At 70.5% G+C, this 22686-nt stretch carries 19 protein-coding genes; 6 read left to right on the forward strand and 13 right to left on the reverse strand.

Annotated elements, in window-relative coordinates; genetic code table 11:
• Positions 1-96 precede the first annotated feature (96 nt).
• On the forward strand, positions 97-1179 hold the full coding sequence (locus DMP23_RS05935; RefSeq protein WP_337820386.1) for a type VII secretion protein EccE: 1083 nt from the start codon (positions 97-99) through the stop codon (positions 1177-1179).
• A 6-nt stretch (positions 1180-1185) separates the two neighbouring features.
• On the opposite strand, the gene DMP23_RS05940 is transcribed toward DMP23_RS05935, so the two are convergent.
• Genes DMP23_RS05940 through DMP23_RS05955 form a run of 4 tightly spaced genes read right to left on the reverse strand, consistent with a single transcriptional unit; the run spans position 1186 to position 5712 of the window.
• Complete coding sequence (locus tag DMP23_RS05940) at positions 1186-2115, reverse strand: sugar phosphate isomerase/epimerase family protein (protein WP_337820387.1); 930 nt, start codon at positions 2113-2115, stop codon at positions 1186-1188.
• Positions 2112-3638 carry a GMC oxidoreductase gene (locus DMP23_RS05945; RefSeq protein WP_337820388.1) on the reverse strand — a complete coding sequence of 509 codons (1527 nt, stop codon included), beginning with the start codon at positions 3636-3638 and terminating at the stop codon, positions 2112-2114. The genes DMP23_RS05940 and DMP23_RS05945 overlap by 4 nt, the downstream gene beginning before the upstream one ends.
• The gene (locus tag DMP23_RS05950) at positions 3635-4567 is read right to left on the reverse strand and encodes a sugar phosphate isomerase/epimerase family protein (RefSeq protein ID WP_337820389.1); all 933 of its coding nucleotides are present in this window, start codon (positions 4565-4567) and stop codon (positions 3635-3637) included. Before DMP23_RS05950 ends, DMP23_RS05945 begins: the two co-directional genes overlap by 4 nt.
• Positions 4564-5712 carry a Gfo/Idh/MocA family protein gene (locus DMP23_RS05955; RefSeq protein WP_337820390.1) on the reverse strand — a complete coding sequence of 383 codons (1149 nt, stop codon included), beginning with the start codon at positions 5710-5712 and terminating at the stop codon, positions 4564-4566. The genes DMP23_RS05950 and DMP23_RS05955 overlap by 4 nt, the downstream gene beginning before the upstream one ends.
• A gap of 152 nt (positions 5713-5864) precedes the next feature.
• On the opposite strand from DMP23_RS05955, the gene DMP23_RS05960 reads away from it, so the two are divergent.
• Both DMP23_RS05960 and DMP23_RS05965 read left to right on the forward strand, forming a co-directional pair.
• Positions 5865-7112: an ROK family transcriptional regulator gene (locus tag DMP23_RS05960; protein WP_336159204.1), complete on the forward strand. Its 1248-nt coding sequence runs from the start codon at positions 5865-5867 to the stop codon at positions 7110-7112.
• Between the two features lie 103 nt (positions 7113-7215).
• A complete protein-coding gene (locus tag DMP23_RS05965; RefSeq protein WP_337820391.1) occupies positions 7216-8490 on the forward strand; it encodes an MFS transporter in 1275 nt (424 codons plus the stop codon).
• A gap of 31 nt (positions 8491-8521) precedes the next feature.
• Here DMP23_RS05965 and DMP23_RS05970 read toward each other — a convergent pair whose 3' ends face one another.
• On the reverse strand, positions 8522-8803 hold the full coding sequence (locus DMP23_RS05970; RefSeq protein WP_037809604.1) for a hypothetical protein: 282 nt from the start codon (positions 8801-8803) through the stop codon (positions 8522-8524).
• A gap of 475 nt (positions 8804-9278) precedes the next feature.
• Complete coding sequence (locus tag DMP23_RS05975) at positions 9279-9872, reverse strand: NIPSNAP family protein (protein WP_337820392.1); 594 nt, start codon at positions 9870-9872, stop codon at positions 9279-9281.
• An 84-nt stretch (positions 9873-9956) separates the two neighbouring features.
• Here DMP23_RS05975 and DMP23_RS05980 point away from each other — a divergent pair, with 84 nt between their 5' ends.
• Positions 9957-10910: a helix-turn-helix domain-containing protein gene (locus DMP23_RS05980; RefSeq protein WP_134665769.1), complete on the forward strand. Its 954-nt coding sequence runs from the start codon at positions 9957-9959 to the stop codon at positions 10908-10910.
• Here DMP23_RS05980 and DMP23_RS05985 read toward each other — a convergent pair.
• Positions 10855-12174 (reverse strand): MFS transporter, encoded by a 1320-nt coding sequence (locus tag DMP23_RS05985; RefSeq protein ID WP_337820393.1) that lies wholly within the window; start codon positions 12172-12174, stop codon positions 10855-10857. The two genes, DMP23_RS05980 and DMP23_RS05985, sit on opposite strands and share 56 nt — an antisense overlap.
• A gap of 96 nt (positions 12175-12270) precedes the next feature.
• Between DMP23_RS05985 and DMP23_RS05990 the strand changes: the two genes are divergently transcribed.
• Positions 12271-13224, forward strand: a complete 954-nt coding sequence (locus DMP23_RS05990; protein WP_337820394.1) for an Lrp/AsnC family transcriptional regulator — start codon at positions 12271-12273, stop codon at positions 13222-13224.
• On the opposite strand, the gene eccD is transcribed toward DMP23_RS05990, so the two are convergent.
• From eccD to DMP23_RS06020, 6 genes are read right to left on the reverse strand one after another with little or no spacing between them, the layout of a single operon-like run.
• The gene (eccD, locus tag DMP23_RS05995; protein ID WP_337820395.1) at positions 13214-14590 is read right to left on the reverse strand and encodes a type VII secretion integral membrane protein EccD; all 1377 of its coding nucleotides are present in this window, start codon (positions 14588-14590) and stop codon (positions 13214-13216) included. The two genes, DMP23_RS05990 and eccD, sit on opposite strands and share 11 nt — an antisense overlap.
• Positions 14587-14910 carry a YbaB/EbfC family nucleoid-associated protein gene (locus tag DMP23_RS06000; RefSeq protein ID WP_037809598.1) on the reverse strand — a complete coding sequence of 108 codons (324 nt, stop codon included), beginning with the start codon at positions 14908-14910 and terminating at the stop codon, positions 14587-14589. Before DMP23_RS06000 ends, eccD begins: the two co-directional genes overlap by 4 nt.
• On the reverse strand, positions 14903-15394 hold the full coding sequence (locus tag DMP23_RS06005) for a hypothetical protein (RefSeq protein ID WP_337820396.1): 492 nt from the start codon (positions 15392-15394) through the stop codon (positions 14903-14905). Before DMP23_RS06005 ends, DMP23_RS06000 begins: the two co-directional genes overlap by 8 nt.
• A gap of 5 nt (positions 15395-15399) precedes the next feature.
• Positions 15400-16746 (reverse strand): WXG100 family type VII secretion target, encoded by a 1347-nt coding sequence (locus tag DMP23_RS06010; protein WP_337820397.1) that lies wholly within the window; start codon positions 16744-16746, stop codon positions 15400-15402.
• 3 nt (positions 16747-16749) lie between these two features.
• Positions 16750-17799: a WXG100 family type VII secretion target gene (locus DMP23_RS06015; RefSeq protein ID WP_337820398.1), complete on the reverse strand. Its 1050-nt coding sequence runs from the start codon at positions 17797-17799 to the stop codon at positions 16750-16752.
• Between the two features lie 27 nt (positions 17800-17826).
• Positions 17827-18606 (reverse strand): WXG100 family type VII secretion target, encoded by a 780-nt coding sequence (locus DMP23_RS06020; RefSeq protein WP_037809590.1) that lies wholly within the window; start codon positions 18604-18606, stop codon positions 17827-17829.
• Between the two features lie 135 nt (positions 18607-18741).
• On the opposite strand from DMP23_RS06020, the gene eccCa reads away from it, so the two are divergent.
• Positions 18742-22686 carry a type VII secretion protein EccCa gene (eccCa, locus tag DMP23_RS06025; RefSeq protein ID WP_337820399.1) on the forward strand — a complete coding sequence of 1315 codons (3945 nt, stop codon included), beginning with the start codon at positions 18742-18744 and terminating at the stop codon, positions 22684-22686.

A 22686-nucleotide genomic window follows, 5' to 3' on the forward strand; every position in this document is an offset into this window, starting at 1 on the left:
CGGACGCGCACGAGGGTAATTTTTACGCCCACGCGCCCGCGCGGGGACGCTAGCGTTCGCGGGGCCGGGTCTCCGCCCGGGGAAGAGGGGAATGCGTTGTCCGTGTCCGCGCCGCCTGCCCCGGCTCCTGCCCGAGCCCCCGGGACCGCCGGGATTTCGGGCACCGCGCCGTGGCCGTGGCTGCTGCCGATCCGCCCGTTGCAGGCGGCCGGGTGGGAGATCGCCGGGCTGGCGCTGCTGCTCGCGTTCACCGTGCACGGCCTGGCCCAGCCAATGCGGATCACCATCGCCGCGCTGGCCGGGCTGCTGGTGGTGACGACGTCGGTACGGGTCGCCGGACGGCATTTCGCCGGCTGGGCGTGGACGTGGCTCGCGCATCGGCTGCGTCGCCACGACAGCCGCCGCGACAGCCCGGACGCCTTGCTGCGCATCGCCGGTCCGGTGAAGGTGCGTCAGCACGTCGACCGCGCGGGCAACCGCTTCGGCGTCGCCGAGGTCGACGGTGACTGGAGCGCGATCGTGCGCCTCACGCCCGGTGCCGGGGAACCTTCCACGGACGAACTGCTGGCCATCCTCCGCACGACGTTCCGGAACCCGGACATCCCGCTGGCCGCCGTGCAGCTGCTGACGTGGGCGGTGCCCAGGGATTCGCGGGTGTACCGGGTGCGCTGGCTCGCGGTGCGCTACCGGCCGGAAGACGCGCCGATCGCCGCCCTCGCCCGCGGCGGCGGCGAACTGGGGGCGCTGCGGAGCACGGCGAGCGCGGCGCTGAGCTTGATGGTGGCGCTGGCGGAGGCGGGCTTTCCCTCGACGGTGCTGGAGGCTGGCGAGCTGACCAACGAGCTCCGGGTGGCGCTGGGAGTTTCCGCCGGCAACCCGGAGTCTGATGGGGATTTCTGGCGCGCCTGGCAATGGGGCGGGCTGACGCAGACGTGCTACTCGCCGCGGTCCTCGCGGGGGCTTGCCCGGACGCTCGGGTTGGCGGTGCCGGGGGCGGCGTTTACCGCCACGTCGGCGACCGTGCGGCGGACGCCGGGCGGGCGGGAGAAGCTGGAGCTGGCTGTCCGGGTGGGGGCGAGGGCGGCGGAAGTGCCTGTGCCGCAAGGGGTTTCGGTCGTCCCGCTGCACGGCGAACACGCCGCCGCAGTACGACGGACCCTGCCGCTCGCCCTCACCTGACAGGCCTCACGCGGCAGCGAAGTTGCTCTCCACCCACTTCCAGCTCGCCCGCGCGCTGGCCAGCGGTTCCATCGACGGCCGATCGACCTCCACGATGATCCAGCCGTCGAACGCGGCGGGCAGTTCGCCCAGGCAGTCGAGCAGCGGCACGCCGCCGAGGCCCGGTTCGAGGAACAGGTTGTCGGTCGAGCGGGTGTAGGGCCCCGGCGAAGCCTGCAGAGCGCGTACCCGGTCGACGTCGAGGTCCTTGATGTGCAGTGCGGCGATCCGGTCGCGGTGTTCGCGCAGCATCCCGCGGACGTCCGCGCCCGCCCAGAACAGGTGTCCGAGGTCGAAGCCCGCGCCGAGAACGGAATCCGGGATCCCGGCGAGGACGTGCTCGATCTCCTCCCGCGTCTCGACCCACGAGCCGACGTGGTTGTGGAACGCGGGCCGGATCCCTTCCGCGGTCAGGATTTCCGCGGCCCGGCCGAGGAGGTCGGTGTAGTGCTCCAGCCGGGCCCGGTCGAAGGCGTGTCCGACACCCGCCGCCTCGTCGAAGCGCGGCATTCCTCCGCCGGTGACCATCTCGGCGGACAGGAAGATCGTGTCGAGACCGAGGGCGTGCGTTTCGTCGGCGCGGCGGCGCACGCCGTCGAACCAGCGGAATTCCGCCGCGGAACCCGGTTCGAGCGTCACGCCGTGCGATTCCGGCAGCGGGACCTGCAGGTAACCCGGGGCCGCGCGCAGGCCGTTCTCGGCGAGCAGTTCGCGGTAGGCCCGGATGGTCTGGGTGGGCAGGACTTCCATCATCACCGCGGAAAACCCGGATTCGGCGGCCTCGCGGAGCACCCGCGGCTGCTTGTCCAGGAAGGCCGGGTCGTCGTACTCCCAGCCCTTGGCCAGGTCCGTCCACTGCAGGGTGTTGATGGCGAACTGGGAACGGTCGAGCGTCATGGCTGCTCCTGCTTCGTCGAAGTCGAAGATGTCCGGCCGAGCACGGCGCGGGCGGCGCGCACGGCGGTCGTCATGCCGGTGAGGGTCGAGTTGCAGACCAGCGCGGTGGGCACGACGCCGTTGCCTGCCACGTAAAGGTTGTCGAAGCCCCACACCCGGCAGTCCGGATCGCAGACGCTCGTGCCGTCGTCGGCGGGCCCCATCCGGACGGTTCCGGTGAAGTGCAGCGAGCATCCCGGGTCGAGCAGCGCCGATTCCGTCGCCGGGTCGAACGAGCCGAGCGCGTCGCCGAGCGCCTGCTGGGTGCGCCGGGCCTGCTCGATGAGTTCGCGGTCGCGCTCGGACCATCCGAAGTGGACAGTGAGACGCGGCATGCCCATCGCGTCGGTCTCCTCGTCGGAGAATTCCAGCCGGTTGTCCGCCTGGATTTCCGTCGGGATGTAGAAGCTCGCGCCGACCTGGTACGCCAGGCGGGTGCCGTCCTCCGCGGTGAACGTCTGCGTGCCGATCTGGGCTTGGAACGGTTGTGCGGCACCGCTGTGCGGCAGCCAGTAGTGCTCGACCATGATCTCGCCGTCGGCTGGCGTCGGTAGCGCCGACAGGTCGAATCCGAGCCGCTGGGGGTCGGCGAGTACGCGTCCGGTGAGGAAGGCGTGTTCGTTGAGGTAGCGGCCCAGCGCGGGCGGCCGGATTCCGGAGGCGAACAGCAGCTGAGGGCTGCGCATCGTGTCGGCGCAGACGACGGTGGCGGCGGCCCGGATTTCCCGGGTGGCACCGGATCGCACGTCCTGCAGCACGGCACCGCGCACCTCGCCGCCTTCGTGGATCAGCCGGATCGCGCGGGTGTCGGTCAACAGGGTGAAGTTCGGATCCGTTGCGGCGTCGGCGATCGGCGGGAAGATCACGTTGGGCCCGGTGCGGCGGAGCACTCCCTCGGCGTCCCGCTGGGCCGCCATCGGCATCGGCTGGATGCCGCGGCCAGGAGCGTCGACGTCCGCGAACAGCTTCTCGATGGTCGCGGTCACCACCCGGCCCGCTTCGGTGTCTGGGAAGGGGTTTCGGTTGACCCGCAGCAGTTCTCCCGCCCGGTCCAGGTCGTTCCGCCATTCCGTGGAGTCCACAAAGGACGGTATCTCGTCGCCCCACGGCGTGGGGGTGGCGGCGGTCCAGTGGACGCCCATTCCGCCCGCGTTCCAGGCGATCGAGGCGGCGGGCATCTCGGCGGCGTTCTCGCCGAGCGACGTGAGGTGGTACATGCCGGGCTCGACGTCCACGAGGGTGGCGCCGACGTCCTCGGTGGGCGCGACGCCGGTGTAGAAACCCTGGATGCCGGAGGCGACGCGCTGGTTGTAGCGCTCCCAGATCTCCGGGTCGGCGACGTCGTGCAGGTGCTGGCCCGGGATCGGGCCGATCACCGGGCCGCCGTCGGCGATCACGATGCGGACGTCCGGGTCGGCGTCGCGCAGTTCGCGGGCGACGGCGGCGCCCATGAGCCCGCCGCCGACGATGAGCACGTCGTTCACGCTTCCTCCGGGGTTTCGATCACGTGCGGCCGCAGCGTCCGGTGCGCGATCTCGAGACCGCGCGTGACCTTCCCCGGAGTGCCGCCCCAGACCGGGTCCTCGTGCTCGACCGAGAGCGTGCCGTCGAACCCGTGCTCGTGCAGCCGGTCGACGACCTTCGCCCAGTCGACCTGGCCGAGCCCCGGGATCCGGTAGCGCCACCAGCCGGTTTCCCACGGGTCGGCCTTGGCGGTCTTGCCGAAGAAGCCGTAGCGCTGCCGGGCGCGCGGGTCCAGCTCGACGTCCTTGGCCTGGGCGTGCAGGATGCGGTCGGCGTACGGGGCGATGGTCTCCACCGGGTCGATGCCGATCCAGGTGAGGTGCGACGGGTCCCAGTTCAGGTACAGGCCGAGGCCGAACATCCACTCCCACAGCTCGGGCGAGTAGGCGAGGTTGCCCGGATAGCCGTCCGGATGCCAGCCCTCCATCACGCAGTTCTCGATGATCAGCCGGACCCCGCGCTCCCCCGCGTACTCGACCAGCGCCGGGAAGACGGTCTCGGCCTCGGCCTGGTTCTCCCGGACCGACTTGCCGGGGTCCCGGCCGACGAAGGTGCCGACCAGCCCGACGCCGAGCTCCTGCGCGGCGCCGATCGAAGCCCGCAGATGGGCGTGGATCTCCGCGCGCCGCACCGGATCCGGGTGCAGGTTGTTCTCGTAGTAGGCGAGCGCGGAAATGCCGAGACCGTGGCGCGCCATCAGTTCCCGGGTCCGGTCGGCCTGCTCCGGCCCGAACTCGGCGACCGGCAGGTGGGACGCTTCGAAATCACGGCCGCCGGTCGAGGGCCAGCACGCCACTTCGAGCGCTTCGTATCCCGCGCCCGCGGCCCACTTCGCGATCCGTTCGAGGTCCCATCCGGGCAGGCAGGCGGTCAGCATTCCGAGTTTCATCGTTCCACCTTCGTCCACGATCCGTCGCGGGCCGAGCGCAGCACCGCGTCGACCAGCCGAGCCGAACGCAGCCCGTCCGCGAAACCGGGCAGGCCGTCGGGCACGGCGCCGTCCACCGCCGCGTAAGTGTCGGCGACGAACGCTTCGAAACACTGGGCGTACCCCTGCGCGTGCCCGGCGGGAAGCTGCGACAGCCTGCGCTGCTCCGGCGAGCCGGTTCCGCTGTCCCGCACGACGATCCGGGACTCCTCCGCGCCGCCGAGCCAGATCGACTCGGGCCGTTCCTGGTCGAAGACCGCGCTGCCGCGGGAGCCGTCGAGTTCGAACCACAGCCGGTTCTTCCGGCCGGCAGCGACCTGCGAGATCGTCGCCGAGGCCAGCACCCCGGTTCCGGTGCGCAGCAGCAGCGTCGCCGAATCCTCGGTCCGCACCGGGACCCGTTCCCCCGAACCGGATCCGCCGAAGCTGGGGCCGCCGGAGCCCGGACGGTCGGGCACGGCGACCGAGGTCGCGGCGGTCAGTTCGGCGAACGGGTCGCCGGTGATCCACTCGACCAGATCGCACCAGTGCGAGCCGATGTCGGCGAACGCGCGCGACGGCCCGCCGGAGTCCGGGAAGACGCGCCAGCCCGAAACGTCCGGGGAGAGCATCCAGTCCTGCAGGTAGCTCCCGTGCACCAGCAGCAACCGGTCGCCCAGTTCGCCGCTGCGCACGCGGGCCCGCAGTTCGCGGACGATCGGGTGGTAGCGGTAGACGAACGGCACGGTCGCCACGAGCCCGCTCTGCTCGGCGAGGGCGGCCATCCGCCCGGCCTGCTCGACCGAGACGCCCAGCGGCTTCTCGCAGATCACGTGCTTGCCCGCCCGCAGTGCGGCCTCGGCGTATTCGGCGTGCGTGGCGTTGGGCGTGCAGACGTGCACGACCTCGACGCGCTCGTCTTCGAGCACTTCGGCGAGGTCCCGGTATCCGGTGCTGATTCGCCATTGGTCGGCGACCTCGCGGGACCGTTCTGGCGTCGAGGCCAGCACCCCGGTCACCTCCGCGCCCGCCAGCAGCGCGGCCCGGCGGTGCACGGCGGCGATCATCCCCGCACCGAGCACGGCGACGCCTCGCCGGGGTTTCTTCCGGGGGTCCTGCTCCGCCATACGTGTCCTTTCACCTGCGAAGACGTGGCCTGGGGTCTCACGCCCTGCTCCGTCGTGGCCCCACGCTAAGCCGCCGCTTTATGTCGGATCAAGTCAAAAATAAAGGCACTTTCAGTCAAAAAGAACGGCATTAATGGTCTAACATCCGGGCTATGACCGACTGGACCCCCGTCCGGCTCTCCTCCCCGCCCGCCCCGGAAAACGACGCAGCCGACCGGGCCCACAGCCAGCTGCTGCGGCTGATCGCGTCCGGTTCGGCGGACACGCGCGCGGCGCTCGTGCGCTCGACCGGCATGTCGCGGTCCACGCTGAACGGGCACCTGGACGCGCTGCTGCGCTCCCGCGTCCTGGTCGAATCGGGCACCTCGGCGCACGCCGGCCGCGGCCGTCCGGCCCACCGGCTCCGGCTCGCCGCGCGGGCGGGCGTGGTGCTGGCGGCGGACCTCGGCGCGCACAGCACTCGCGTCGCCGTCGCCGACACGGCGCAGACGATCCTCGCCGAGCAGCAGTTCCCGCTCGCGCTGGAGCAGGGTCCGGAAGCCGCGCTGGACGCGTTGACCGACCGGCTGCGCGAACTGCTCCGCGAGGCCGAGGTCGAGCCCGGCGAGGTCACCGCGCTCGCCATGGGGCTGCCCGGCCCGGTCGACGCGCGGACCGGTTCCCCGGTGCGGCCGCCGATCATGCCCGGCTGGGACCGGTATCCGGTCGGGCAGGTGATGGGCGAGCGGCTTTCCTGCGCCGTGCTCGTGGACAACGACGTGAACCTGATGGCGCTCGGCGAGGCACGGGCCCGGCCCGCCGAAGCGAATCCGTTGCTGTTCCTCAAGATCGGCACCGGGATCGGCGGCGGTCTCGTGCTCGCGGACGGGCGCATCCACCGCGGCTCCGACGGCGCGGCCGGCGACATCGGGCACGTGCGCGTCCCCGGCGACGACCAGACCGTCTGCCAATGCGGCAACGTCGGCTGCGTCGAGGCCGTGGCCTCCGCCGGAGCCGTGCTGCGCATCGTCCAGGCCGAACTGCCCGCGCTTCAGTCCATTGAGGACCTCGCCCGCGCCCTCCGCGACGGGGAGCCGACCGTGGTGCGCCACGTCCGCACCGCGGCCGAAACGATCGGCGAGGTCGTCGCGATGCTGGTGCACTTCTACAACCCGCGCACGATCGCGCTCGGCGGCCTGATCACCGCCGCCGGCGACGACGTGCTGGCCGGGATCCGCAGCGTCGTCTACCGCCGCGCGCTGCCGCTGGCCACCCGGAACCTGGTGCTGACGCACAGCGAACTCGGCAGGCACGCGGGCGTCGCGGGCGGGATCGTCTCGGCGGTCGAGCACACCCTTTCGCCGTCCGGGATCCGGGCGCTGAAGGAATCCGTACTTGACAGGGTGCCCGGCGCGAGGTGAACATCCTTGCTGTCTCACGCCCGAGAACGTCGGAACCGCCACCGCGGGTGGCGTCTGCGTCGCCCCGGCGACCCGCGGAACCGATCCCCTCTCGGAGAAAGCCATGACGCACACGGTCAGTGCGGACCGGTCCGTTCGCACGGCAGGCCCGAAATTCGTCGTCGCCTACATCGCGGCACTGCTCGGCTGCTACTTCGCCCTCATCACCCCGGCGTCGGTCACCGTCGCCCTCCGGCTCCAGCAGATCGACCCCGAGCACAAGGTCGGCGCCCTCGCGCTCGCGCTCGGCCTCGGCGCGCTGCTCGCCGTCGTCGCCAACCCGCTCTTCGGCCACCTGTCGGACCGCACCACGTCCCGGTTCGGCATGCGCAAACCCTGGCTGATCGCCGGGATCTTCGGCGGCACCGGCGGGCTGCTCGTGGTCGCGTTCGCCACCACGACGGCCATGGTCGTGGTCGGCTGGTGCCTGACGCAGATCCTGTTCAACGCCGCGCTCGCCGCGATGGTCGCCCTGCTGCCCGACCAGATCCCGGCGGAGCGGCGCGGCGTGGTGAGCGCGCTGATGGGCGTCTGCTTCCCGGTTTCGATGATCGGCGGCAGCTACGTCGCGCAGGCCGTGACCGGGCTGCCGCCGTTCTGGATGTTCCTGCTCCCCGCGATCGCCGCGCCGATCACCGTCGTCATCCTGTGCGCCGTCCTGCGGGACCGCCGCCTCGACCCGGCGGAGCGGACCCCGTTCGGCATCCGCGACCTCGGCCGGATGTTCTCGTTCCGGCCCCGGCACAACCCGCCGTTCGCGTGGGCCTGCCTCATGGTTTTCCTGCTGTCCATCGGGTTCTCGACCTTCACCACCTACCTGGTCTACTACCTGTCCGACGTGCTGGGAGTGGGCAGCGGCGAGGTCGCGCACGCCGCGTTCGTCGTGAACCTGATCGCCTTCGGCATCGCCCTGCCCGCGAGCCTGGCCGGCGGCTGGATCACCGACCGGTTCGGCCGCCGCGGGCTGATGATGCTCTCGTCAGCGGTGATGCTGGCGCTCGCGCTGGCGGTGCTGATCGTGGCGAAGAGCGTCCCGATGCTCTACGTCAGCGCCGCGATCGCCGGAGTCGGGCTGGGCGGGTACTTCTGCGGCCATTTCGCGGTCCCGGCCGCACTGCTGTCGGGGGACGGCGAGGCGGCGCGCGAGATGGGAGTGGTGAACATCGCGCTCACGCTGCCGAGTTCGCTGGTGCCGGTTTACGGGCCGGTGTTGTTGTCGTTCGGTTCGAGCACGAGCACGAATTACCCGCTGCTGTTCGGGTCGGGTGTGGTCGCTTGTCTGCTGGCGATTCCGGTGATGCGGAAGATCCGCGGGCTCAACCGGCCGCCTGCGGGATGACGGGAGGTTCGTGAGGGGAACCCTGAAGGAATCAGATTCCGTCAGGGTTCCCCTCACGACCTGGGGAAAGCAGGCGCTCCAGTTCGGTTTCAGCCTCGCTGCTTCCGGCGTCCGAAAGCCGTTGCAGTTCCCGCAGATCACTCTTCGCCACCGCCCGGCGGGTCAGCAAGCGTCCGGCGTGTTCGCTGCCCTCGTCGAGCAGCTCGGACAGCTCGGCCAGGTCGCCGCGGCGGTCGGCGAGATCGGCGAGGCGGTCCAGTGCGGTTTCGTTCCCCTCGTCAGCGAGGGCGCGCAGGGTGTCGTAATCGTGCAAGGGCTCCTGCCCGAGCGCGCGCGATGCCTCCGGATACCGCCGCTACGACGCGCAGGCGGTCATCGATCTGGCCCGCATCGTCACGCTCGACCGGATCGACGCGGAGTTGCGCGATCACATCCGGCAACGCGAACAACGCCGCGCCCGGTTGCGGGGCCTCGATCAGCCCGGCCGCCTCTTCTGCCGTCCGACGCCATCGCGTTCATGGACCGGCTGAAGCGAGCAGGACTGTCCGAGCTGCACGAGAATGCCATCCGCGACGGCTGGATCCTTTGTCTGCGCGCTCGAGCCGGACGTCGCCCGCGTCGTTCTCGCCACCCGCAGGACAATCCGGAGTACGTCGCTGTTCTCCGCGCGTACGACGAGGCGATCGAGTGGAGTCCCGACGATCCCCTGGCTCGAAACGATCGCCGACGCAGCCGCCAAGCTCGGCCAGCGGATGACGTTGCCGTCTGATCTGCCGTCGCCCAGCGGATCAGCGAAGCGAAGAACGCGCCGTCGGAGCCAAGCGAAGCCGCTGCACCTCGGCACCAATAGCGAGCTGGGATTCGAACACCCGCAACGCCGCGAGATCCGGGAAAACCCAGACCCCGACGCGGACGTTCTCCCCTTCGCGCACCGGCAGCGCACGGAAGGTGTTCTCCGCGGGCTCGGTGGCGAAGGAGGCAAGCGGCGCAACGAAATCAGCACCAGGCGGGCCGATCAGGACCAGGATTCGCGAGGGCGGTTCGACGGCATCGACGGGCCGGGACATCGGCGGGAAGTCGGTTTCGGGGCGGAGCAGCAGGACGTTGTCGCTGTCGAGCATGGTGGCGTTCGCGGCGGCGCGGTGTTTCCGCCAGGCCTCGCCTTCGAGGTAGAAAGCGGTCAACGCGGCGTGCCGGGCGGCCATGTCCGGGAAGGAACGGAACCACACGAACCGGTCCGGGGCGTCCTCGTCGCGGAATTGGCCGACGACGGTGCAGCCCGCGGCCTCCTGCGGTTCCACCAGCGCACGGTCGAACAGGTCGATCAGGACGTCCCGTTGCCCGGGCCGGAGGGTGTACTGGCGGAGTTCCACGACGGTCACGCGAGCGAATCTGCCACCCCGTTGCGGCGCGAGCGAGTGGCAGGACTGACTCCTTCCGCAAAATTCCTGCCGTATCCTCACCGCATGCGAACCGTCGCGGTCGCGCTGGTCGACGACATGCCGTTGTTCGAGCTGGCCATCGCCGCCGAGGTGTTCGGGCCGTCCCGGACCGACCTCGCCGACCCCTGGTACGAGCTGCGGTTCTGCGCGGAGAAGCCGGAAACCCGCACCGAGTTCGGCTTCCGGCAGCACGCCAGTCACGGTCTCGAGACGCTCAAAGATGCCGATACCGTGCTAGTTCCCGCTTTGCCGTACGCGTGTGTCCAAACTGGACAACCGATCCCGGCGCACCTGGTCGACGCCATCCAGGAGGCAGCGGCCCATGGCGCCCGGATCGTTTCACTGTGCACCGGCGCGTTCGCGCTCGCGGCGGCGGGGCTGCTGGACGGTCGGCGAGCGGCGACGCATTGGATGTACGCCGCCACGCTCGCCATGCTGCATCCGCGGGTCCAGGTGGACGCGTCGGTGCTCTACGTGGACGACGGGCAGGTGCTCACCAGTGCCGGACGCAGCGCGGGCATCGACCTCTGCCTGCACGTCGTGCGCAGCGACCTCGGCGCGCACGTCGCCAACGAGGTCGCCCGCCGGATGGTGCTGCCCGCGCATCGCGGCGGCGGGCAGGCGCAGTACGTCTCCGCGACGGTGCCGGACACCGACGACGCCGGGCTCGGGCCGGTGCTGCACTGGGCGACGCGCCACCTCGACCAGCCGCTGACTGTCGAGCAACTGGCCCGCCGAGCCGGGGTCAGCCCGCGTACCTTCGTCCGCCGGTTCCACGACGCCACCGGGACCACGCCGTTGCAATGGCTGCTCGACCAGCGCGTCCTGCGCGCCCGCAGCCTGCTGGAATCCACCGATCTGCCGGTCGGCCTGATCGGCGAACGCAGCGGCCTCGGCTCGGCGGCCAATCTCCGCCGCCATTTCACACTCCGGCTGGGGACGGCTCCGACGGAATATCGGCGCGCGTTCCGCGGATGAGGCCGAGTGCGGTCACCCCGGCCGCAGCGGTCAGGACGACCGCTGTCCAGCACGCGACCGTCACGCCGGCGTCGAGGAAAACCGTGGTCAGCATGGCGACTCCGACGGTTCCGCCGAGTTGCTGCACCGCGTTCAGCAGCCCGGCCGCCGAACCTGTCTCCGAGGGACGGACGAGGGCGAGCGCCGCGGTGAAGAACGGCACGGTGAACAACCCGGTTCCCGTTCCCGCGATCGCCAGCGGGAGCAGCAGTGGCCAGCCCAGCGCGATACCGGTGATCCCCGCGGCCAGGAAAACTACGCCAGCAAAGAGAATCCGGGTGCCGAAGCGCGGGACGAGCCAGCGTCCGGCCACAAAGGACGATACTGCCAGTCCGCACGACCACGGCAGCAACGAGAGTCCGGCGGTCCGGGCGTCGGCGTGCTGGGTCAGTTGCAGGAACAGGACGACAACCTGGGTCAGACCGGTCATCACGGCGAAGAACAGCACTGACGTCGTCAATCCGGCCGGGAAACCGAGGCCGCGGAAGAGGCTGCGCTCGATCAGACCGCCGCGAAACCGTTGCTGCAGAGTGAAAACCACGAGCACCGCCACTCCGGCGGCAACGAGATAACCGTTCCACTGTGTGAGGAGCGGATAGACCACGAGCCCGGCCCCCAGCACGACCAAACCGGTCCCGAGCAGGTCGAGCCGCGGCCGGGAGGCGGACCGGTCTTCGGTCAGCAATCCGGACGCGGCGAGCACGGCGACGCCGAGCGGGACGTTCACCAGGAACACCGACCGCCACGACCAGGCGTCGGTCAGCAGCCCGCCGAGGACCGGACCGCTCACCGCGGCCAGCCCCATCACCGGGCCGATCATGCCGAGTGCGCGTGCCCGGGCCGCGCCGTCGAACAGGACGCGGATGAGGCCGATCGTCTGCGGGATCACCAAGGCGGCCGAAGCTCCCTGCAGGGCCCGGAAAACCAGCAGGAACCCGGGTGTGGTCGCGGCCGCGCACAAGGCCGAGGAGAGCACGAAACCGGCCACGCCGAGCTGGAAGGTGCGGCGTCGGCCGATGATGTCGCCGAGGCGTCCGCCGGTGATCAGCAGGAGCGCGAAGGGCAGCGTGTACCCGGCGGTGTAGAAGGAGAGCGTGCTGGGCGCGCCGCCGAGTTCGGCGTGCACCGCGGGCGCGGCGACCTGGACGATGGTGGTGTCGAGGAGGTTCATCGCCTCCGCGACGAGCAGGACCGCCAGCGCGGCCCAGCGACGTGAATCGTTCATGCCGCCAGCCTGGGCGAGCGGCAAGACAGGATTCCAGCCACCGGCTCAAAGGAACAGAAATCTTCCACTCAGGGCAGTCTGGTGCAGAATCAAGCCATGCTCGACGACCTAGACCACGCCCTGGTCCACGCACTCCAGATCGACGGCCGCGCCCCGTTCGCGCGGATCGGCACCGTCCTGGGCGTCTCGACGCAGACCGTCGCACGCCGCTACCGACGGCTGCGCGCTGAAGCCGGACTGCGCGTCGTCGGGCTCGCCGCGCCCCATCGCGCCGGACAGACGCAGTGGCTCGTGCGGCTCACCGTCGTCCCGGCAGTCGCGCAACGGGTCGCCGACGCGCTGGTCCGGCGCACCGACACGACTTGGGTCAAGCTCGCCGGAGGCGGTACGGAAATCTGCGTCATCGTCCACACCGCCAACGGGTCCGCCCCGGAGCACGGCCTGCTGCTGCACGACATCCCGCGCACGACCGGCATCACCGCCGTGTCCGCGCACCAGCTGCTGCACCTGTACCACGGCGGGCCGACCGCCTGGCAAGGCCGCGCCGAAGTTCTCACCGACGCCCAACGTCGCCAACTGAAACCCGAAACCCGCGCCACAGCTACCGAAGCGACCGCCGCCGACGAGCCCTTGCTCACCGCGTTGCAGCGAGACGGCCGCCTCGGCCAGACCGAACTAGCAGCCATCACCGGCTGGTCCGCCGCGAGCGTCGCCCGCCGGATCGCCGACCTGCGCGCGGCGGAAACCCTCTATTTCGACGTGGAAATCGACGCCCGGCTCTTCGGTGCGACCACGCAGGCGCTGCTGTGGATGGCCGTAGCCCCCGCCGACCTCGACGCGGTCGCCACCGAACTCGCCACCCACCGCGAACTAGCCGTCGTCGCCGCGACCACCGGGCCGACGAACCTCCTCGCGCACGCCCTCTGCGCCGATCCCCCAGCCCTGCACCGCTACCTCACCCACCAACTCGGCGCACTCCCCGGCATCCGCTCCTGCGAAACCGCACCAGTCCTGCGCACCCTCAAAGCCGCCAGCCCACTCACCCGCTGACCGCCTCGTACACCCCAGCGATCAACGCCACGAACGGCACCAACGACAACAACACCAGAAACTCGGAAATATCCAGCAACCGCGACCAGTACGGCGACCGCACCCCGCGCGCGACCCGCGTCGCGTAGAAGAGGGACACCACCGCGGCCAGCACCAGCGCCAGTCCGGCCGTGAGGAGCGCGATCCGCTGGTTGTCCGCGATCAGCCAGAAACCCGCGGTCAGCAACGCGGCAAGACCAAACCCAACCAGCACCAGCCGTTGCGTGCGGCCCGCGTACGCGCGCGAACGCTGGATCCACGCCATCCCGACCAACGCCGCCAGCCCGGCTTCCCACGGTCCGCCGGTAGCGAGCACGATCGACGAACCGATCACCACCAGCCCGAGCGCCACCAGCAGGCTGGTGAGCAACGCCTGCGCATACGTCGTCCGCCCGGCCATTTCCGCGCCGAGCGACGGCTGTTCGTTGGCGCGGAAGGATTCCATGTCGTCCGGCACGCGCGGAAGCGGCATCCGGCCCAATCGCAGCGCGAGCATCGGCGCGACAGCCGCCAACGCGGTCGCCAGCACGGCCGCGACAGCCGCGGCGGCAACCGGCTTCGCGCCGGTTAGCAGCACGACGCCGGTCGCGATCGCGCCGATTCCGGCCGAACCGACCACCGCGACGAAGAACGGCAGCCGGTCCGCCACTGAAACCGCGGCCAACACCCCGTAAACAGTCACCGCGGCGAGCCCGGCGGCAAGCGGTCCGGCGGAGAGCGAGAACATCGAATGCGGTGGCAGCAAAGACATTCCGGACAGGAACGCCACTCCGACCCCGGCCAGCGCACCGGCCGCACCCGCGCCCGAATCGCCGTATGCGCGGCTCAGCGCGCCGCCGCCAAGCAGCAGCACGACCGCGAGCAGCCCGGTGCCGATCGGCGCGAGCACGCTGCCCGCCAGCGACGCCTGGATCAGCAGCCCGCCCGCGAACAACAGCAGTGCGGCCGCCGTGATCCCGGACCGCCGCGCGACCTTCGGCCCCCACGCCGTCGACGCGGATTCGCCGACGCTCGCGATCGAGTCGACCACGTCGTCGAACAACAGCGGGCCGCGCGGACGTTCGCGCGGGGTCAGGTGCAGCACCTCGCCGTCTCGCACCTGCGCGGCGGCCACGGTGAGCCCGAGCGCGAGCGGCGCGCCGCCGAGCCGCGACAGCACCCAGCCCGGATGCTCGGCCGACGCCTGCCCGGCCGCCCCGGCGAGCCGGACCAGCTGCGGCACCAGTTCGGCGAACGTGCTCTGCTGCGGCAGCGCGACGTCCACCCTGGCGCGCGGGGTGACGATCGTGACGCGCCGGGTCGACCCGGCGACGGCCGGCGCGCTCACTGCTGGGACCTGGACGCCTCGATCACCGGGGCGAACTTCGCGCTGCTCGCCTCGGCGAGTTTCTGCAGGCCGGCGTTCACCGCTTCGAGGACGATCTCCGACAGCGTGCGCGCGTCGTACTCGCGGATCGCGCGCTGGTCGATGTCGACCGAGGTGAACCGGCCGTCGCCGCGCAGCGTCACGGTCACCTCGTTCTGCCGCGAGGCGGCCTTGACCTCCATCGCCTCGACCGTGCGCTGGATCCGCTGGACCTCTTCGGTCTGCTTGCGGACCTGCGCGAGCAGCTCGTCCATGTCCGGCACGGCATACGGTTCAGTCACCGTCGTTCTCCTTCTCCTGCGGGGTTTCGCGGCGGACGTGCACGCTGGCGACGAACTTCCGGAAGTCGGGGACGAGCGTGCGCGCGTCCTGCGGATCGGCCGTGCAGACCAGTTCCAGCACGACCCGCCCGGCCGGGCCGGGCACGGTCAGGAACACCTGGATCTGCACCAGATCCTGGCCTTCGCCGGTGCGCAGCCGCAAGGTCTGGGTGCAGCCGGGCGCGACCGCGCTGCCGACCTCTTGGCGGTCGACGACGTCCAGCAGCGCCATCGTCCGGCCGAGCCGTTCAACCGCCTCGTCGGCGATGTCCTTCATCGGCAGGGAATCCTGGCGCTGCTGGATGCCGAGCGTGATGTTCGGGGTGAACTCCGCCCGCGGATTCGGGTGCACGGCAACGAAAACGAGACCGGGTGCGATCGGCGGCACCGGCGTCCAGCCCTCCGGGACGTCGAAACCCAGCGGGAGCGTCACCAGATCCGCCATGGCGCTCACCACGAACCCACATACTGCACGGCGTCGTCCCAAGCCCCGCCGAGCGCGTCCGCCGCCTGACCAGCGGCGTCGCCGACCGCGTCGACCGCCGCGCCGCCGTATTCGCTGACCGCCGCGCCGACCTTCGGCAGGTCGATGTCGATCTTCGCGCCGACTCCGGCCCCGAGCCCCAACGCGGCACCGGCCTTGAAGTTCATCTTGAGATGCCCGTTGTCATATACGAACTGGCCGTCGAGCTGCGCGCCGATTCCATATTGGACACTCCCGCTCGCGCCGACGCCGACCCCCGCGACATCCGCCGCGACCTGGCCCTCGAGCTTGCCGCCCGCGAAAGCGTTGGCGTGCACGCCAAGCCCGTGTACGCCGAGTTGCGCGGAACCGCTCACTTCGCCGCCAGCGAAAGCCGAACCGCGAGCGCTGCCGTGCGCGACGCCGTAGCTTCCGCTGGTCCCGATGTCCTCCCGGAACCCCAGCTCCGCATGGCCGGACGCCTTCGCGTCCCAGCCTTGCGAGGAGATTTTCCCGTCGTACTCCGGAATGAAGCCGTCCTGCTCGTGCGCTGCCTTGAGGTAAGTGATCTCGGTGGCGCGGGCGATCGCGCTCTTCTGCTTCGGCTGCCCGAACGGCGTGTCCGCCTTCTTCGGCGCACGGGTGCCTTCGAGCCCGTTCCAGGTCAGCTTCTTCCAGCCGGAATTGCCGAACCACGACGGCACCGACCGCGGCCGCTTCCGTCCGTCCAGCGTGTCGCCGTTGACCCAGGACAACGGGCCGTAAACGCGTTTGCCCAGCTTGCCCGGCTTGCTCATCGGCCCGGCCCACGGCGCGGGGAACAACTCGGCCAGCGCGTCCGACAGCTCGTCGGCAACCTGCCCGGCCGCTGCGACCGCTTGCTCGCCCAAATCCCTTGCCGCAGCGATAAAAGCGCCCACCGCGTTCGGATCCGCCGACCGGGCTTGGTTGATCAGCTGTGCGCCGTACTGATCGAACTGCGCGACAACGGAATCGACCCCTGAACGCGCCCACCGCAACAGCTGTCCGGCCATCGACAACCGCTTGCTCTGGTCAGCCAGCTTCGTGCCGTCTTCGGTCAACGCGTGCGCGACATCGGCCGCTGCTGTCGCGTACGCGGTGTACGCAGCACCGTCCCAGTCAGCGTGCAATGCCGTGGCAGCGTCCGCGATTTCGGTGGCTTTGCCGGTGATCGTGGACGCGTTGGTGCCACAGCGGTTCGCCGCCGCTTCGAGCGCCGCCGGGTCGCCCGTGACCCGGCGCTGGTATTCGACCAGCACCTGCCGGTAGTTCGACAGCACCGAGCTGACGACTCCGGACGCGTCCACGGCCACCGGCTACGCGCCCTTCGCGTCGATGTCGACGTGCTGCTGGAAGTGTTTGCCCTGGTAGGTGACGTCGACATCGATGTCCACGTCCTGCCCGGCCGGGGCCTCGACGGTCGACTGCCCGGTGTTCAGGTCGGTGTGGATCACGACCTCGTGCGCACCGGTCGACTGGCCCGGTACCGAAGGCACCGAAGGCGCGGGGGACGGGGCTGGAGCCGGGTGGTCCACCGGAATCCAGCTGTTCCCCGCATTGGCCCCCACACCCGCACCGCCGCCAGCGGGCCAGCCACCAGTACCGCTGCCAGTCGGCCAGCCGCCGTTGGCCAACGCGGGCGGCGTGTAGTTCGTGAACGACGGGTTGCCGCCGGGCACTCCCCCGCCGCTGCCGCCGATGGCCGCCTGCCCGGACGCGCTCGCAACCGGCGCGGGCATCTGCGGCGCGGTGACCGGCGTGCCGGAGACCGCCGCGTTGCCCGCCGCACCTCCTCCGTCGGAAGAACCGTGGTGGAACAGCTTTTCGAGGTCGCCGATGATCGTCGCGACCTGGGTGATCTGGTTCGCGAGGTCGCCCGCGCCGAGGGCCTTCAGCAACCCGCCGACCGCGGTGATGAATCCGCGCAGCGTCGCGCTGGTAGCAGTGGAAAGCGCGACCGCGGCCCCGTAGGTCCACCAGTTCGACATGAGCGACGCGACGGTCGGGTTCACCGCCGCGACCACCGACCGGTACGCCTCCTGCGCCGTCTTCACCAGCGTGCCGGAAACGCCGAGCAGTTCAGCGCCCTTCTCGATCACGTTGATGATCTTGGTGAGCTGGTCGAGCGAATGGGAGATCTTCTGCAGCGCCGATTCCGACGCCCCGCCGGACCAGACCTTGCCGAGCTGGTCGGCCGCCTTGCTGAGCTCGGTATAGAGCGAGGTCAGCTCGGCGGCCTTGTGCAGCAGGTCGAGGACGTGCTTCGCGATCTGCTCCGGCTGGCCGGTGACGATCTGCGGCAGCACGGTGATCGGGCCGCCGCCGGAAGCGGTGGCGTCCATCGCGCTGGAGTTCGGGAAGAGCATCGGACCTCACTTGGTCGGGGTTCGGGGTCAGACGGAGGCGGGCCGGTACACGCTGACCTTGGCCAGTCCGCCGAGGCCCGGATCGACAGGGCCGTGGTTGTAGAGAGCGCCGCCGTCCCCGGCGACGCCGATCACCGGATGCTGGTCGGCGAGCAGAAGCGGTTCCACCACGACGACATCGCCGCTGTGCACGCCGCCGGGCACGTCGCCGAAGGTGCGCGCGGTGCCCGAATAGACCTCGATCAGGCCGACGCGCGCCTGGTTGTCGGCGTCGCCGGCGAGCCAGTCGTTGAAGTCCGCGACGCCGTGGAACCGGGCGTCGGTGAGCGGATGCTCGGCGAGCCTGCCGAGGTCCGCGTCGCCGAGGTACCGCAGGACGTTGCCGACCGACGACGGTTCGCCGTGCGCACCGGCGCTGTCGGTGATCGCTGCCTCGGCCAGGTGTGCGGCGTGCGGTGTTCCCCAGATTGACGTCAACGACGGCGAAGAAGACTGTGCATGGCCGCCGCCGTAGCCGTCGGATACTGCTTCGTCGGCGCTTTGGTAAGCGTCCGCGCTGTGCTTGACCAGGCCGTTGATCTCCTGCAGCAATTGCAGCAGCGAGCGCACCGCGGTCACCTGCTGCGAGTGCAGCGCCTCGTTCGCCGCCGCGACGACGCTGCCGAAACTGGCGAACGTCGTCGGCTGCAGGACGAGTTTTTCCAGGTCCGCGACGGCGTTGATGCCGTGGGCGATGACGGCGCCCACGTTGCCGACGGTGGAGCGCATGGCCTCCGGCTCGGCCCGGTACTCGCCGGTCGTGCCCATGGCTCTCCCTCCCGCTCTCCCGCGATCGACGCACCGGTGCGGGGCGTCAGCGCAGAGCGTAAGTTCGCGCCGCCGGGCGAGCGGACGGCAAAAGTACCCACCGCGACCGGACAGCGGACGGCCAAAATACGGGGCATGAGTGCCCCCCGCGACCGCCTCGGCCTGCTCGGCGAGCAGCCTGGGGAGATCATGCTGCAGTCCCCGCCGATGCTGCCCAAGAGCGGCTCCGGCGGCGTGATGCAGCTCATGATGTTCCTGCCGATGATGCTCGGCATGGGCGCGATGTCGTTCGTCTACATCGGACGCGACGGCGGGGTGATGACGTGGATCTTCGGCGCGCTGTTCGTCACCGCGATGGGCGGCATGATCGTGATGTCGCTCGGCCGCGGCGGCATGGCGAAGAAGGCGCAGATCAACGAGGAGCGCCGCGACTACCAGCGGTATCTCGCCGGTCTGCGCACGCGCGTGCGCGCGGTCGCCGACTCGCAGCGCGCCACGCTGATCGCGCAGCAGCCGGATCCGGCCGACCTGTGGGCGTACGTCGAAACCGACCAGCACTGGGACCGCCGCCGCGGCGACCGCTCGTTCGCGATGGTGCGCGCGGCCACCGGCCCGCAGCCGCTCGCGACGCCGTTGCGCGCGCCGCAGATCGCGCCGCTGGAAGAGCTGGACCCGGTTTCGTCCACCAACCTCAAGCACTTCATCCAGACCTTCTCGACCGTCGAGGGCCTGCCGGTTTCGATCTCACTGCGCTCGTACGCGGCCGCGACACTGTCCGGACGCCGGTTCGAGGTGCTCGGGATGACCCGCGCGGTGCTGGCGCAACTGGTGACTTTCCATTCCCCGACCGATCTGCGCGTCGCGTTCTGCGTTGCTCCGGACCGTTCGCACGACTGGGAATGGGCGAAGTGGCTGCCGCACGCCACCGCGCCGGTGCTGTCCGACGCGACCGGCCCGCGACGGTTGTTCGCCGACAGCGCGGCGGAACTGGCTCGCCTGCTCGGCCCGGACCTCGGCGACCGCCCAGCGTTCTCGCGCCGTGGCGCCGCTGCGGACCTGCCGCACATCGTGCTCGTCGTCGACGGCGGAGACTCCCACGGCGAACCGCGGCTGCTGGCCGAAGAAGGCCGGCTGGGCGTCACGGTGCTGGAGATCGGCGGCGACCAGCCGCGCGCGACGTCGACCGACCGGTTGCTGAGCCTGCACGTCGCACCGGATCAGCTCGGCATGGTGGTGCTCGACGGCACCGAAGCGCGGCTCGGGTTCCTCGGCATGCCGGACCGGCTCGACCACGGCGCGGCCGAAGCGCTGGCCCGGATGCTGACGCCGCTGCACCAAGGCGGCGCGGTGGTCAGCGAACAGCCGATGTCCTCGACGTTCGGGCTCGCCGGGCTGCTCGGCATCGGCGACCCGCGCGACACCGACCCGACTGTCACCTGGGCCCCGCGCCCGGCACGCGACCGGCTGCGGATCCCGCTGGGCGTCAACCCCGACGGCCGCCCGGTCGACCTGGACCTCAAGGAATCCGCCGAGGGCGGCATGGGCCCGCACGGGCTGGTGATCGGCGCGACCGGGTCCGGCAAGAGCGAACTGCTGCGCACGCTGGTCACCGCGCTGGCCGTCACGCATTCTTCGGAGAAGCTGAACCTCGCGCTGATCGACTTCAAGGGCGGCGCGACGTTCGCGGGCATGACCAACCTGCCGCACACCTGCGCGGTGATCACGAACCTGTCCGACGACCTCGCGCTCGTCGACCGCATGGCGGACGCGCTGAACGGCGAACTGCTGCGACGTCAGGAACTTCTGCACGCGGCCGGGAACTACGCGTCGGTGCGCGATTACGAGAAGGCGCGCGCGGACGGTACGCCGCTGCAACCGTTGCCGTCGCTGCTGGTGATCATCGACGAGTTCTCCGAGCTGCTTTCGTCACGGCCGGAGTTCATCGACCTGTTCGTCGCGATCGGACGACTCGGCCGTTCCCTCGGAATCCACCTGCTGCTCGCTTCTCAACGACTGGAGGAAGGCCGCCTTCGCGGGCTCGACTCGCACCTGTCGTACCGGATCGGCCTGCGCACGTTCTCCGCCGCGGAAAGCCGTGCGGTGCTGGGTGTCGCGGACGCCTACCAACTGCCGCCGGTGCCCGGATCGGCTTATCTGAAGTCCGACAACGACACCCTGATCCGGCTCAAAGCCGCTTACGTCTCCGGCGAACTCCCGCCGCGCAGCCGGATCGTGCGCTCGGACGGGCAACAACTCGGTGTGCTGCCCTTCACCCTGGGCCCGGTTGAGGTCCCGGTCGCCGAACAACCCGCCGCCGAGGCTCCGGAGAAGGGCACCGGCGAGACCATCATCGGCGCGATGCTGTCCCGTTTGGAGGGACGCGGCCCGGCCGCACACCAGATCTGGCTGCCGCCGCTGGCCGAACCGCCCACTTTGGACCAGCTGCTGCCGCCCATCGGCGAAGACCCGCGCCGCGGTCTGTGCCCGCTCGGCTGGGGCGGCAACGGCAAGCTGACCATTCCCGTCGCGTTGGTGGACAAGCCTTTCGAACAGCGCCGCGACATGCTGTGGGCGGATTTCTCCGGCGCCGCGGGCAACGCGGTCATCGTCGGCGCACCGCAAAGCGGCAAGTCGACATTGATGAAGGACATCGCGGCGATGCTCGCGCTCACCCACACCCCCGCCGAGGTGCAATTCTTCATCCTGGACATGGGCGGCGGCGCACTGGCCCCGATCGCCGGCCTCCCGCACGTCTCGGGCTACGCCACCCGCCGCGACCCGCAACGCTGCCGCCGGGTCGTCGCGGAACTGGTCACTTTGCTGGAACAGCGGGAAGAATTCTTCGCCGCGCATGGCATCGAGTCGATGGCCGCCTTCCGCAGCCGCCGCGGCGAGTTCACCGAAAGCAGCGACGACCGCGAGTTCGGCGACGTCTTCCTGTTCGTGGACAACTGGACCACCATCCGGTCCGAATACGAACGCCTGGAAGAACAAATCACCGCGCTCGCCCAACGGGGTCTCGGTTTCGGCATCCACGTGCTGGTCTCGCTGAACCAGTGGATCGGCGCCCGTGCGCAGCTGCGTGACGCCATCAGCACCCGCTTCGAACTGCGCCTAGGCGACCCGGCGGATTCGTCGATCGACCGCAAGATCGCACAAAACGTCCCCGCCGACCGCCCCGGCCGCGGCCTGACCGCGGACAAACTGCACTTCCTCGCAGCCCTCCCGCGCATCGACTCCGACCAACGCCCGGAAACCGTCGGCGCCGGCGGCCTGGACCTGGTCCGCCGAGTCTCCGCGGCTTGGACCGGCCCCCGCGCCCCTCAAGTTCGCCTCCTCCCGCCGGAAGTCCCGCTGGACTCCTTGCCCGCAGCCCCGTCCGGCCGGATCACGTTGGGATTGGCGGAATCCACCCTGCGCCCCGTCCACCTGGACTTCCGGACGGACCCGCACTTCCTGGCCTTCGGCGACGTCGAATCGGGCAAGAGCTCGCTGCTGCGCGCGCTCGTCACCGGCATCTGCCAGACGAACACCCCCGACGAGGCGTTGATCCTGGTCGGCGACTACCGCCGCGGCCTGCTAGGCGTGGTAGACCAACCGCACCTGCTCGGCTATGCCGGTGCCGAGAACACGCTGACCGACCTGGTCAACCAATGCGCGACCGCGATGCGCAACCGCCTCCCCGGCCCGGACGTCACACCCGACCAGCTACGCAACCGCTCGTGGTGGCGCGGCCCAGACCTGTACGTGGTCATCGACGACTACGAACTGGTCGCCACCGCGGGCCGGAACCCCGTGCTGCCCTTGCTGGAATTCCTCCCGCAAGCAAGGGACATCGGCCTGCACCTCATCCTGGCCCGCTCCTCCGGCGGCGCCGGACGCGGTCTGTACGAGGCGGTAATCCAGCGAGTGCGGGAACTGGGCTCGCCAGGCCTGGTCATGTCCGGCGGCAAGGAAGAAGGCGCGCTGCTGGGCGATGTGAAACCTTCGCCGCAGCCCGCGGGCCGGGGAACGCTGGTGTCGCGTCGGCACGGAACTGAGCTGGTGCAGGTGGCGTGGACCAAGCCGGTGGAGGACTGA

The organism is Amycolatopsis sp. A1MSW2902, from assembly GCF_017312175.1.
GTDB classification, from domain to species: domain Bacteria; phylum Actinomycetota; class Actinomycetes; order Mycobacteriales; family Pseudonocardiaceae; genus Amycolatopsis; species Amycolatopsis nivea.